This is a genomic window from Novosphingobium sp. BL-S-21 (assembly GCF_055521655.1).
The window spans coordinates 422706-436286 of sequence record NZ_JBVFVP010000003.1; the positions used below are offsets into that span (position 1 = coordinate 422706).

Genomic DNA, 13581 nt, shown 5'->3' on the forward strand with positions numbered 1-13581 from the left:
CCGGACTGTACTGTTGATTGGGATGGCCGCTATAAGCCTTCCGCTGGGCCACGGACCATAGGCAGAACCGTCTATGCCTCACCGAGACATAAGTCTCCAAGCAATATGTTTATTTTCAGGTATACCGCCCGCTCAGAAGCCGTGCCCATCGACCACGCCGGAGCCGAAGGGCCGCGTCAGCTTGGCACGCTCATGAAGGCACAGTGCACCGCACCAAGATCAGTGTCCTACCACCTCATCGCGTGTTGGAACTGGAGCTAATGAACTCTCCTGCTTGTTCGTGCTTGATTTCAGCCGCCCCGAGGGGACCTTTCGCGTTTTGCCTACCAACGAGCTGCGGGCTGGCGTATACCATCTTGAACGCCCATGGAGACGGACATGTTTGAAATTGACCCTCCCATCATAGATTCCCCGCATTCGCAGACCTTTATCCAGGACGGCGTTACTCTCAGAGTAGTGATCTTCAAACTTGAGGAGGACGAGGGCTGGACCTTGGAGGTGGTCAATGAAGCTGGCACTTCCACCGTTTGGGAAGAGCCGTTCGATAGCGACATGACAGCTTTAAACGCGTTTAAGCGCGCAGTTGAGCAGGAGGGGATCGAAGCCTTTCTCGACGATGATAATGGCGGCTCGGCCACCATTCACTGATAGGATGGCTGCTGTCTTCGGCGCTGAAAGATGATAAATACTTCAAGGCCATGCATGGAGAGTTTATGCGGCTGTTCGCCCGCGCAGGCCGAGACGGTAGGATACCGAAGCCTCCCGGACTTCCTTGCCACATGCATCGCAGACGCCAGGCCCCCAGTGACTACGTTGGGTGGTATAACGTCGCTATAGCTCTGATCTCCGTAGCTGGGGCGGCCGGTTCATCTCGTTAGAAAAAGAGCGCGAAGGAGGGTGCCGGGTAAGACCGATTTCCCAATAAGCGGTTTAAGGAGGTCCCCGCCTCCCGCATTGACATCCCGATTACCAGTTCGGCTGCGTCCTGACTGGAGCCTTTCTCAGGAGATAACGGCTATCCGATCCAGCGAAGGCTCGAACTGAATGGGATTTTGCACGTCACGCCAGCCAAATCGCGAAAGCCAAGTCGTGCAGAACCGGAAACCGATGTGCGAATTAGCTGGCTGCAAATCCATGCTTGTCAGGTCTGGAATTTCGTGAAGAGCCGCTACTCGGACCGGCAGCGACTCAGTGAGTGCTGCCAAAACCCACCGGCATGCGCAAGGCGTCGGCGGCTTCGTCGCTCTCTCGCTGACCCGACAGCACATCCAGCATGCAGTTAAAGAACTCGAGCGCTTCGTAGCTCGTCGTCAGGGGCAATGCCACTTTTGCGCCAAACAGGGCTTTATCCGCGTCATCCTCCGAGGCGCGGCGAAGCATCTTCATGCCGATATGCTCGTCTTTGAGGATTGACGGACCGTGCGCTGCCACCGCGCCGATCAGACTGAGCAGAGCCAAATGCTCAGACGCTGCTGGTGAGCTTTTGAGAAAATCACCAATCTCGATGCGCGTGACAGCCCCGCCTGAGGGTTTGTTAGCCTCATGTATCACATAGCCTGCGCCGTCCATATCGTCTCGCGCCAGGAGCCAGCGGTCACCATTCGAGCTTGACGCAAATTCCTTGCCAGACATTTTCATCGCAGAATCCCTTTTTTTGTCGGAATTCCCCGGTCATTTACTGGCGAAGAGACTGCTTCTGACGACAGTGAGCGTACCTTGCACCGTTGAACTTTTCCCAATACCTTTCACGAAGCGCTTCTCCGCTAGAACACGAGTGAACGAAACTTGGGTCCGCGCCGGTCGAGACTGCGTGAGCAGGAGCCAGAAGCCCGTCTTTGAACGGACACCAGATGCATCAAAGCCTCCAATACAGGCAGTCCGCTGAGCCCACTTCACTATGGCTTCGGTTCTGAAGATACTGCCAATTCTTTTGTGGAAGGTTTCGCGGCATCCTGTTTGGGAGGAAGGGCTTTTTCGGTTTGTGCGCTACCTTGTTGCCTCGAACCTGACCCTTAGCCATTACATGCCGACAGTGCCGAAGCCTTATCCGCTACCAAGAGCTCGGCCATGCGAGCTGTGGCCGTGAGGCTATGCTTCCCGGTTAGAGCGAAGCGACCAGGTATGCTCGCCCCTTGTCGCCATCGCGTTCCATGCCTCGGCAGAGCGCAAGCATCTTTCCTTCACGTTCTGAAGGCCAGCCATTTCCGCTTCTGCGAGCGCAGCGGCGGCACGTGCAAGATAATCGTCTTTGACGGCCATGAGTATGTTCTCCAACCCGGTGGCAGCTACAAACGCTTGCCATAGACGGCGCACATCGAGGGCAGATTAACAGGAGCCGCAAAGCGCCAATAAACGTCAATACGCTTCCGGGATTTTTTTATATAAACCTGTCTACTAAAAAAGATAGCTTCAATTCCAGGTAAATTTCATTACCCTCCGAATTTGTTTCTAAGACAATTGATCTATAAATTCTCAACGTCTGCGAAATGGTGATGCCGATCGGAGCGCAGGCCTTCCGGCACCGGTGCGATGGGCTGGAAGACCGAGTCGACCGCACTCAGAAACCTTGGCGCATACCCGTTCTTGCGGGCGGCTGACGAGTTCGCTTGTCGCCACCGTCCGCAGCTACTGCATCTTCATGCTCGGCGGTACCTTCGCCCTTCTGGGGATAGTGAATTCTGCGCAAATGGCGGCGGCACGCATCATGGAGATATTGCAGGCACGAGCTACGCTAACCGGCCCTTGACCGGACAGGCATCGCAAAGGTCGAAGTGATCCGCCATCCGACCTTATCGAAAACCGGAGATCTGGCTAGTCGATCACGCAGAGGAGGAAAGCGTACAGGCTGAACCCTGAACCATAAAATTGACCGCTGAACGACGGGAAGGGGGCGGCTACACGCGATCCGATATATCAAGAGCGGGCTGATATCCGTCCTGCGAATGCGCTCATTCTGGCGAGTGCGCACCGGGCATAGCTGTGTCAGCGTGAAAGGATGACAAAAGTTACAACCACACGTTTTTCCGCTCACTCTGAATTTGGAGGCGGGTGGCCGACGATCCTGGGCGCGGCGCTGGCAATTGGCGTAGGCATGATGGGCGTTGGCTTCTATTCTTTGGGCCTGTTTGTGACCCCGCTTCAGGCCGAGTTCGGCTGGACGCGAGCGCAGGTTTCCGGCGCGGCGACGTTTCAACAGTTAGGCATCTTCATGTCTGCGCCGATCGTTGGAAGATTGGCCGATCGCGTTGGCAACCGTACCATCGCCATTGCCAGTTATATTGCAACTCCGTTGGCTTTTCTGGCGCTGGCTCAAACCGGCCCTTCGCTGACCGCATGGTATGCTCTGTGGCTGCTCGTGTCGCTGGCGGGCTGTGGTACAACGCCCGCAATATGGGCTCGCGTGGTTTCGTTGCGGTTCGACCACCATCGCGGTCTGGCTCTGGGACTGATGCTGATGGGCACTGGAACGGCGGCGATGCTCGCCCCTGCGCTGCTCGGCCCGTTCATAGCCGCCCATGGTTGGCGCGCCGGGCTGACGGCGCTCGCCGCAATCGTGGCGGCCATCGGCATTCCTGTCAGCTTGTTGACCGGTCGCGAGGAGCCCGCGTCCGACCTTAGGGCGCAAGCGCACGATCGCGGAAAGATAGAAATCAACTTTGCCACTGGCCGCATTGCGCTGGTTGGGTTTCTGCTGGGTGTGATCGTGGCAGCGCTGATCGTCCATCTCGTGCCGATGCTGATCGACCGGGGTACCTCCCCCGCGCAGGCCGCGCGCATGGCGGCCCTCGTTGGGATGGCAGTGTTGGTCTCGCGGTTGGTGGTCGGCTGGCTGTTCGACCGTTTTCACGCTCCGCGAGTGGCCTGCCTGTTCCTGACATCACCCATCATCGCATGCGTCATTCTCTGGATGGAAGGCCCTGCTGTTCCTGCCGCGCTTATGCTGGGCCTTGCCGCAGGCGCGGAAGTCGACATGCTAGCCTATTTCACCAGTCGCTATGCCGCGTTGGAGAATTACGGGGCCACTTACGGTTTAGTGCTGGGTTTGTTCAGCTTGGGCGCAGCGTTCGGGCCGCCGCTTTTCGGAGCAGCCATTGACTCGACCGGCAGCGCTGATCTGGGGTTGCTGGTCTGTGGCCTTGGATTAATCGGCGTCCAGGCGCTGATCGCCTCATTGGGCAGGTATAGGGCTAGGTGAATTACCCACCGGATTTCAGATCAAACCAAGGAATCCTTATCCAACCTACCTTCCCTCCATTTACCAGTTCAGCCTCCTACGCCGTTTTGTCTCGTGAACTCTCAGTGGAGGGGCGGCGGCAATGGGGCCGACCTAGGCGACCTCTGTCGACGGATTTCCAAAATCGGCATTCAGCGCAGAGGCTGCTGATCGGCCAGCTGGCGAATGAGCTTGTTGACCAGCGCGATCTTGTCCGCGCTCACGCAAACGAGCCATTGCGCGGGACCATCATGTCGCATGCGTTCGGAGCTATTGACCAGAATCCCCGCCGCCGCAGACGCATTACCAGCACGAGCGCAAATCTGCCCGAGACGCCGAACGGACCATGGCCGCGTTGCTGCGAGCGAGCTCGGCCTAGAGTTTAGCCCACGCGTTGCCGCGCGCCTTGAGGTCAAGTTGATCCGGTCGCGGTGATGGTTTGGGGAGGCGGGTAAAAGCGATCCCCGAACTGAGGCCCAACGCCGCTTGTTGCAGCGCACCTGCCACAGGTCGTCGCAGCGTACATCGGCAATTCATCCAGCGAACCGTCTCATGGCCTCACGCATAAGGAGGCGACTATGAAAACTTTTAAATTATTGCTGGTACTTGCAGGAGTGGCCGGTAGCCTCGGCGCGGCAGCGACGGCAGACGCACACCCTCGCGATCACCACCGGTACGAGGAGCGACGCGATCACTATCGCGATCACCGCCGCTATGATCGCCAGCGGCATTGGAGCGGCCACCGCTATCGCGGAAATGATCGGCGCTGTTGGACGGAATGGCGCCATCACCACAAGGTCCGTGTCTGCCGCTAAACTCAGTCCAGATGTGGTTGTCTAAAGGAGGGTCGGGCTGTCAAAGGTCCGGCCTTCATGGCATTTGGTTCCTCGCCGCTTGCGGACCACGGCTTGTCGTTCGGTTCAAGACTATCGGCCGTTGTCATATTCGCAGCAGTAAGAACGTAAGGCATTCTACTCGTTCAACGCTCGCAACCTTCAAGCGCTAACTTAGCGGACGCTTCCCAAGCAATCAAAGTGATGGCAGACGCGGCAACTCACCAAGCAACCCACCGGTTATTGCCGTGCCGCACGTCCGCAACGATCAAAAGGGCAGGGCGCGTTAACCTGTCAATCGCAGATGTTATCCGGATTTGATCGCCAAAGGAGCGGAAGGGTCCCGGCTCAATCGCAGTGCGTTCGTTGGCCAGGCCGCCCCCGCGAGAACTTGTGTGCTGGCCGATATTGATTAGGCATCAGGAGCATTGGCGCTGTCACCAACCCCTCGATAGATAAGATCGGTTTTCCGGCAGCGCCGCCTTGCATAGTTCCTAACTTGCAAGCGCTTTAAGGGACATCGACGAGATAAGCGATGGAGCTCTGAAGACGATGCGGCCATCATGCCTGCGGACAGTCACAGCCCTGATTATATGCCCGCCAATCAGGTGTTATGGACAAGCCTAATCACGCCTTCGAGTGGACGGCCAATCCATGCTTCTTTACCAATCATCTGGCGATCCTCGAATATCGGTACGCCATACATCTCAAAGTCCTTACGGAACAGGATCAGATCGAAGGGGGCGTATTCTCGATATCGAGAAACGCCCCCTTCTCACCGCTCGGCATAGGGCAACTTGGGAGAGAGCCATGCCGCCGAACTTGATCCGTCTACAGATCCGATTACGGCAACGAGGCTAGATTGGCATCGGTTCCTAGAGAAAAATCGAAATAGCTTCAACGCAGCACGACAAAGATCGGAACTCTATATCCTGGGCAATAGGTTGCGAAAAAACACGCCGTCCAATAGATTGGATTGCGCGCCAATATTACTTGCATCGGGCCGATGCTGTCGATCGGCGTTCATCAGGTTTTGACTGACTTAAAAAGCTTCGACGCCTGCGATCTAAGCGTAGAGTGGGAAGAAAGACTCCGATTGCGAAGCTTGCGCGATCGCTACCTGTCAAAACATCCGCCTCCCGGACGGGACGCAATCTCGATAACCGGGGTGGGCTGTAAATCGGCTGTATTTACAGGATACAAATATGCTTAAAGCTAATCTCGAGGGATGGGTTAGTCCCGCGGTGCCAACGCAATACGATCACCGCCGGCGGCGGCAGCACAGATGCCGTTCACGTAACGACTACGGTGAGTCTGGCTTCGTCAGAAATATATGACAGCCGGTGAGAAACCCGGCCTGGAGTAAAGCGCGCATAATAAAAGAGGTCCCGCAGAGGTGTATTCGGCCGCGGGACCTGAGGTTCAGCGTGATGGGTCTGGCCGAAGCAGACTGATGGCTTTTCAAAGCAATCCATCAACTGGATCGGGTGCGCCTCCTTGCATGAGACGTGGGTCGTTCTCACCCGAGTGGGAGGATAGCGCTTGCGAAGGGCGGAAGTTGCGCGTTTCTCATAATTGCGAGATGATCTCAACAAAGCAGCCCCGCCCTTGCCGCGGTACTTTGATCCCTGAGCGCGAAAACGGTATGCCTGTAAGGGACAACCATAGTGGAAATTCTGTGTATTGTCAGTGGCATACCGCTAGCGTCGTGACCTGACAATGACGAACAGTCGCATTGACCGCAGCCGGCGAGGCACTCTGAGAACTGTCAGTACTTCGCATGTACGCGCGATGGCACTGCTAAGCCGCTCGCCTTGGCACGCCGCTGAAGAGCGAACCACTTGACCGAATCCCAGACGCTGATCCTGGCGAGCGCGCAATTCACCACAAATGACACACAAAGGGCTGGGTCACTGCATGGCCGTGCCGGTTCGCTGGGCTTCACGAGCCGATTGCAGCTGCTGACGCGGTCAAGAAAAACACTGACAAATGCTGATCGAACTGATTGTCAAAAAGAGCGGGCGGCGCCAAATCATCCGCCGCCCCGGTAATACCGCCCTCAGCGCGGGCGATTCCACTCCCCCCGGTCGCGATCACCATCACGACGATGATCGCCGCGGTGACGGCCCCGGTCGTGATCCCGATCATGACGATCATACCGGTCTCCGTGCGGCGGGCGGTAGCGGCCTGGGCGGTCATCAGTGCACGCGGCAAGTCCGGTGCTGGCGACCATCAAGAGGGCCACTCCAAGTTTTAGGTAACTGGGCATTCGAAACTCCAAGCTGGATGCGTCGCACGGCGATGCAGTTTGGTGGAGTTAACCTGAAGTCCTGAGCAGCTGCGAGGTTCCGTGAAATCGGCTCGGAGACGCGCGAAGGATGAGCCTCGAGGAAGGCTCTGCGAATTTGGACCGGACCGCCTCATCAAACTGGTACCAAAGCGCTCGACAGGTTTAGCAGGCCACCAAGTTTCGGCGCTACGGATCCCGCCGATCATCGCCAACTACGAATGCCTATCGCTATGGGACATTTCTAATTTGCGCCGGGAGTTCCAGTGAAGCGCGACATTCCTTGACGCTGAGTTTCATTGTTCCATGTGTGAAGCGAGCCTACTCAAGAGGCATCCTTCCTTGGCGCCCATAGTCCGACCTGTTTCGTCAAAAATTATTGGGGTGTCCGATAGGATAGGCATTTGCGCTAGGTGTTGTTTAGCTGGAGACAGACCACTTGGGTCGCCATCTCGTTCAGCGCAATGTCTTTATCTGATGGCAGGTATCGTCAGCAAGCGGACAAGGAGGAAGCCGCATGAGCGAACGCACGAAGCTGCAATTCGATGACCTGGCAGTGCGACCAAAGCGTCCGAGACCCAATCTCGACGAGTTGCACAACGTTAGCGAAGAGCACGGCTTTCTGTCCCGCGATCCGGCCGAACCGGCCGGGACAGGGGCGGGGGGCGACCTCGCGGCACCACAGACGGATTCTGCCCCACCGGTTGCAGCCCCGCAGCCTGCAGCGCCATCGCTTTAGCACGTAGAGACCGTCCCAATACCACAGGCCTCGGCCCCATCCATGTCGATGAGCGCTCCGGGTCAAAGTGCTGCAAGCACATATCCGATGGTGTTCCGCCGGCGGGGAAGACCGCCTAGCGACAGGCCGTATCCCCTTAACATCAAGGTCAGTCAGAGCGTGCTGCAACGCGTCTATGCCCGCTACGACAAAACTGCCCTATCCTTCGCCAGCTTCCTAAACCTCGCCGCAATCCGCAAATGGCTGCCACACTTTGTCAACGCGAGCTAGCACTGTATAGGCTTGCCGCGAGAAGGTTGACGGGCAGTGCCTATCCTGCGGGGCCTAAGCATAGCATTGCGTCTTCAAAGAAGGCGCAATGCCATCGCTGGTCTGTCTGGGGTGAGAAAACGCAAATCGGGCATTTCTACCCGTATGCAATCCCGATGGTGCTGGTGCCGCGCCCAGTAGGCGTCACCTCGATCTTGACCGGCACGCGCTCTTTCAACTCCTCCACATGGCTGATGACGCCCACCCGGCGGCCACTCGCATGAAGGTGTTCGAGGAGCGCCAAGGCCTGGCCGAGACTGGCTGGATCGAGCGCCCCGAAGCCTTCGTCGATGAACAGGCTCTCGATCTTGACCCCGCGTCCGCTCGACATTTCGGCGAGACCTAGGGCGAGGGCGAGACTGACCAAGAAGCGCTCGCCTCCGGACAGGTTGTGTAGTCCACGCACTTGCCCTCCCATGTCATTGTCCACGACCTGGACGAGCATTTCGCCGCCGGTCCCTCGCTCCAGAACGTAGCGCGGCTTCAGCTCTGCAAGCCGGGTATTGGCGTGTTCAAGCAGTCGATCGAGTGTCAGCCCTTGCGCAAAGCGTCGAAATGCCTTGCCCTCTCGGTCGCCGATGAGGTCGGAAAGACGCAGCCAGACGTCGGCTTGGGACGTGGCCGCCTCAAGCTCCGCGCGCAATGACGAAGTGCGCGCCCGGACCTGATCGTCCTGCAGAATGCGCAGGCGTGCCTGTTCTCGCGCGGCATTGGCGCCCTCGAGTTCGCCCTTCGCTTGCATCAGAGCGTCAGGGAGCAACTCGGGCGTGAGCTCTTCATTCTCCGGTGCTTCGGCGGTGTGACGTTCAAGGTCGGCATGGCACTTGCTCAGGACAGCCAAGGCTTCACCGACGCCGGTGTCCAGCGCCGCGAGCGCCTGTGCCTCCGCATCAATGGACTCCTGGCCGGCTTTGGCAAGCTGAGCGAGTTGATGCTCGGCGACTTCCATGCTGGAAAGTGACGCGTCGAGCGCCGCCGATGCGGACGAATATTTAACGTCGGCCTCATCGTGGTTTCCAACCGCGCTCTTCAGCGCAGCTTCGCTTCCGGCAAAAAGCCGCGCCGCATTTTCGCTAACCTGTCGAGCCACCTCATTCGCCTGTCGCGCTTCGCCCGAGGCCCGCGCTGTTGTTTCCTCGACCTCTGCGACGCTGCGCCCTTCGAGCAGTTCAGAGCGTTCGGCGCTCTTGAGGGCACGTGTATTGGCAAGATTGAGCTTTGTTGCGGCAGCAGCCTTAGCCTGTATGCGCGCGAGATCGCGCGTACGTACGGCCTCGTGGCGTTGCGCATCGAGGCCGGGCAGGGCAGTTTCAGCTTCGCTCTGCTCGGCCGTGTAGGACCGCCAAGTTTCTGCCTGCTTACGCAGCCAACTTCCTGCGTCCGGCAATTGCCGCCATTCCGAGAACGCCGCGAGGGCCCGATCGAGCGCGCGATCGTTGTTCTGCATTTCTGCGTTCTGCCGGTCGGTCATGGCACGACCTTCGCTGAGAGCCTGGGCACGAGCCGCCAGCGCGACGCGCGCGGCGTCCTCGCTCTGCTGCATATCATCAAGCGCCTTGCGCGCGAGATCCTGCGCATCACGGCTTTGAGACGCGATCTGCCGGGCGGAGAGAGCATCCTGGCGCTTCTGGACCCGTTCATCGCGGTGGCGGGCGAGGTCCTCACGACTGGGAAGGGCGGAGCTATCGAGACCAACATCCAGCAACGCAGCGCGCAAGGTCCGATTTGCCTCGCCGGCCTTATCCTGCAGTGGCATCAGCGCTTCGGCGCGCGAACTCTCCTCCTGGGTTAGCGCTTCTTCGCGCGCGGACAGCGTTTCGCGTTCGCGCGTAAGTGATTGCTGTTCGCTTCGCTGCCGGGAGAGTTCCTGCTCGAGGGCCTCTGCGTGCCTACGATTGCTTTCCAAATGTGTCCCGAGCAGCGTTTCGAGGGCGGAGAGCGGGTGCTCTTGCGCGCCGCAGACCGGGCAGGGCTCACCGTCCACCAACTCCGCGCGCATGAATTCGGCGGCCTTGCCCGACGCCGCAACAGACTGCGCCAGAACGTGACGGGCTTGCCGGACCTGCGTCTCCAGATCCGGAAGCGAGGCTTCGTATTCCGCCAAGCGCTGGACGATGGTCGTACGACGCGAAGCCGCGTCGGCTTGTGCGGCGCGCGTTTCCTCCAATGCGGCTTGGGCCTGCGTGACATCACGGCTGGCCTGCGCGAATTCCACCGACCGCAGCTCGGCTGTAGCCAGCAAGTCGATCTCCCGCGAGAGTGCGTCAAGAGCCGCTTCGGCGGGGGCTTCGGCTTCGGCTTCCGTGCGATGCCGTGTTGCCGCGCCAAGGTTTTCGCGCGCTATGCGCACAGCGTCTAGCGTTGTCGCATGCCGGGCGAGGGCGAGTGTCTCTTCGCGCTCCAGTTCGACAAGGCGGCCCTGCGCCTCTTGGGATTGGGTATGCGACGATGCGCGGGCGGCGATGAGCTCGGAGAGTTCCTCTTCGCGTTCATGGAGAGTGCGAAGTGCGGCGTTGCTGGTGCACCACGCAGCGGCATTGGCGATCCGGGTTTGCGCCTGTGCGAAGGATCCTTCGGCCGCCGCGGCGGATTCCTCTGCCTCATTGGCATGCTTGGCAAGCGCATCTGCTTCTCGCGAAGCATGCATGAGCGCTTCGCTGGTGTCTGCAAGTTGGCGGTCGAGGGCGCGTGCGGCCGCCAACACAGGGGTGAGAGCTTCGGCTTCCCGCTCCTGTTGCTTCAAGGCATTCGCTGCGGTCCGTGCTGCTGCTGCGGACATCTCGAGCTGCGCATTGGCGTTAGAAAGCGCATTCTGCGCTGCGGTGCGCTTGTCGTCGGCTTCCTGCAATACAGACCTGGCATTCTCGCGGGCCGTCCAGAGTGGCACGAACCGCAGCAAGGCACGATTGCGGGCTAGCGCGTCGCGTCGATCCGCAGCGAGGGCCTGAAGATTTTTTGCGGCGTCGAGCGCTTGCTCGGCGGTCGAGATTTCATTTGCCAACTCGCGTGCGCGTGCCGCCCGGCGCTTCTGGGCTCCCAGTGCCTCGAGAGCCTCCGAGGCAGCCGCATGAGCCGCCTCTGCCTCCGCCAATTCGGCTTCGGCAACGGCGCGGCCTTGGTCATCGAGACCGTGGAGCGCGGCAATGCGTTGGCGGATCGAGTCCAGCCCGGCGCGCAGACCTTGCGCCTTCTCGTAGGCAGCCCGGCCTAGGCGGGTGTAGATTTGGGACCCGGTCAGCCGTTCCAGGAGCGCTGCCCTCTCATTGGCGTCAGCACGAATGAATGCCTCAAAATCGCCTTGGGCAAGCAGCACCGCACGCGTGAATTGCTCGGCGGTCAATCCGATCACGGCTGCGATGGCGCGCAGAGTTTCCGTGCGAGTGCCGCCCATCCGCTCACTGGTGTCGAGGCGTTCGAAAGCGTGCTCGTGGTTTTGCAAGCGACCTTCTGCTTTGCCTCTTGCCCGCCTCACGCTCCAGCGAGCGCGGTAGACGCCGCCAGCAGGCATTGCGAAATCGACTTCGGCGTATCCATCGGCGGTGCCATGACGAAGGATCGAACGCGGGTCGCGCGCGGCGATCCCGTTTTCGTCGTTTCCAACGCTGCCGCTTGTCGGGGCAGCGCGTAAGCGAGGGATTTCCGCGAAGAGCGCGAGACAAACGGCGTCAAGAAGCGTGGATTTTCCAGCGCCGGTCGGCCCGGTAATGGCGAAGATGCCCGAGCCGGCCAGCGGTTCCGCCTCGAAATCGATTTCAAATTCGCCGGTCAGGCTGGCGAGGTTGCTGCCCCGGATCGCAAGAATGCGCATCAGGCGGGTTCCTCGGCAGCTTGGGTTTCGATCAGGAGCGTGGCGAAGGCGCGCGCGAGGTCGTCCGGAGGGCCGTCACCGCCATATTCACGGTTGAAGAGCGCCGCGAACACTGTTTCGGGATCGAGATCGGCAAGTTCGGCGCCGACGAGGGGATCGCAGCTACTGCCGGCGTCTTGTGGGCGAATGGTTGCAATGCGCACGAGCCGCACTGGCAACGGTTCGATCGCCGCGAGGATGCGCGACTGAAGGTCCGGCTCGGGTCCGTCGATCTCAATTGCGATTTCGATGAAAGGCCAGCTGGCGGCCGACAGTTCGGCGTCGAGTTGCAGCGCTTCGATGGCGGCCAGGGCGGTATCCAATGGGGCGGGCCCGACCGCAAGAAAGTCGACGGGACGCGGGATCGGCAGCAATTCGACCTGGCACGGCACTTCGCTGCCTTGAACCTTAACGATCACCACTGAATGGCGGTAGTCGCGTTCGGCGCTCGAGAGTGGGAAGGGTGAGCCGGCGTACCGAACCGTGGTCTCCGCGGCGACCGCTTGAGGGCGGTGGAGATGTCCGAGTGCGACATAGGCCGCCCTCGCGTCGAAAAGCGTTGCTGCTTGCGCCTCCTCGCCCCCGATTACGATGCGGCGCTCGGATAGCTCCGAGACCTCGCCGCCGGCGACATGGAGATGGCCGGTGAGGATCATCGGCAAATCACCAGCTTGCGCTTTGCCCGCTTCCGCGACGGCGTCGTAAAGCGAGGGGAGGTCGTGGGAGCCGAGATCGCCGGGACGGCAGAAGGGTACCGCGGCAAGCCATGCCCCTATATCGCCGGAAGGGCCAAACAGCGGCAGGAGCAGGCGCTCGAAGTCGGGGCTTCCATTCTTTCGCGGCAAGGCGCCGATGAAATGCACGCGGCCTTCCCCGAGTAGTGCGGCGGGAAGGTCGATCCGAGCTGCACTGTCGTGATTGCCGCCAATGACTACCACTTGAAGTCCAGAGAGCCGCGTGGTCGCCAGGTTGAGGAACCGGAAAAGCCGGCGCATCGCAGATACTGGCGGATTGGCGACGTCATATACGTCCCCCGTGACGAGCAGCACATCCACAGCCTCCGCTTCGAGGCGATCAAGCAGCCATTGGAGGAAAAGATCGTGCTCCGCTTCGCGGGCGTGACCATTGAGTTCGTGGCCAAGGTGCCAGTCGGATGTATGACAAATGGTGAGCGTTTGGGCGCGTTGCGACATCATTTGCTCATTGCCTGCGCTTAGGCCCGAGGCAAGCGCCAGATTGGGAGAACTCGGTGCTAAGCCATCTGGCTGCCGCCGGTAAGGGTTTTCAGATTGAAACGTGCTTGCGATCCACCTTCGGAAAACCGTATGTCAAGTAGTACTAGGCAGTGTCATC

6 protein-coding genes are annotated in these 13581 nt (G+C 59.7%); 2 read left to right on the forward strand and 4 right to left on the reverse strand.

Annotation, left to right across the window (positions count from 1 at the left end; genetic code table 11):
* Positions 1-378 precede the first annotated feature (378 nt).
* Positions 379-648 carry a hypothetical protein gene (locus tag ACZ1J6_RS24255; RefSeq protein ID WP_465128296.1) on the forward strand — a complete coding sequence of 90 codons (270 nt, stop codon included), beginning with the start codon at positions 379-381 and terminating at the stop codon, positions 646-648.
* 540 nt (positions 649-1188) lie between these two features.
* Here ACZ1J6_RS24255 and ACZ1J6_RS24260 read toward each other — a convergent pair.
* On the reverse strand, positions 1189-1632 hold the full coding sequence (locus ACZ1J6_RS24260) for a hypothetical protein (RefSeq protein ID WP_465128297.1): 444 nt from the start codon (positions 1630-1632) through the stop codon (positions 1189-1191).
* A gap of 1363 nt (positions 1633-2995) precedes the next feature.
* On the opposite strand from ACZ1J6_RS24260, the gene ACZ1J6_RS24265 reads away from it, so the two are divergent.
* A complete protein-coding gene (locus tag ACZ1J6_RS24265) occupies positions 2996-4195 on the forward strand; it encodes an MFS transporter (RefSeq protein WP_465128298.1) in 1200 nt (399 codons plus the stop codon).
* 2792 nt (positions 4196-6987) lie between these two features.
* Here ACZ1J6_RS24265 and ACZ1J6_RS24270 read toward each other — a convergent pair.
* From ACZ1J6_RS24270 to ACZ1J6_RS24280, 3 genes are all read right to left on the reverse strand, one after another.
* Positions 6988-7203, reverse strand: a complete 216-nt coding sequence (locus ACZ1J6_RS24270; protein WP_465128299.1) for a hypothetical protein — start codon at positions 7201-7203, stop codon at positions 6988-6990.
* A gap of 1275 nt (positions 7204-8478) precedes the next feature.
* Complete coding sequence (locus ACZ1J6_RS24275) at positions 8479-12189, reverse strand: AAA family ATPase (protein ID WP_465128300.1); 3711 nt, start codon at positions 12187-12189, stop codon at positions 8479-8481.
* The gene (locus tag ACZ1J6_RS24280) at positions 12189-13424 is read right to left on the reverse strand and encodes an exonuclease SbcCD subunit D (RefSeq protein WP_465128301.1); all 1236 of its coding nucleotides are present in this window, start codon (positions 13422-13424) and stop codon (positions 12189-12191) included. The genes ACZ1J6_RS24275 and ACZ1J6_RS24280 overlap by 1 nt, the downstream gene beginning before the upstream one ends.
* Between the last annotated feature and the right edge of the window lie 157 nt (positions 13425-13581).

Excerpts from the sequence above, each read along its gene's own strand:
- ACZ1J6_RS24265 (WP_465128298.1), top strand. The coding sequence starts at position 2,996 with ATGACAAAAGTTACAACCACACGTTTTTCCGCTCACTCTGAATTTGGA.
- ACZ1J6_RS24260 (WP_465128297.1), bottom strand. The coding sequence starts at position 1,632 with ATGTCTGGCAAGGAATTTGCGTCAAGCTCGAATGGTGACCGCTGGCTC.
- ACZ1J6_RS24255 (WP_465128296.1), top strand. The coding sequence starts at position 379 with ATGTTTGAAATTGACCCTCCCATCATAGATTCCCCGCATTCGCAGACC.
- ACZ1J6_RS24270 (WP_465128299.1), bottom strand. The coding sequence starts at position 7,203 with ATGATCGTCATGATCGGGATCACGACCGGGGCCGTCACCGCGGCGATC.
- ACZ1J6_RS24275 (WP_465128300.1), bottom strand. The coding sequence starts at position 12,189 with ATGCGCATTCTTGCGATCCGGGGCAGCAACCTCGCCAGCCTGACCGGC.
- ACZ1J6_RS24280 (WP_465128301.1), bottom strand. The coding sequence starts at position 13,424 with ATGATGTCGCAACGCGCCCAAACGCTCACCATTTGTCATACATCCGAC.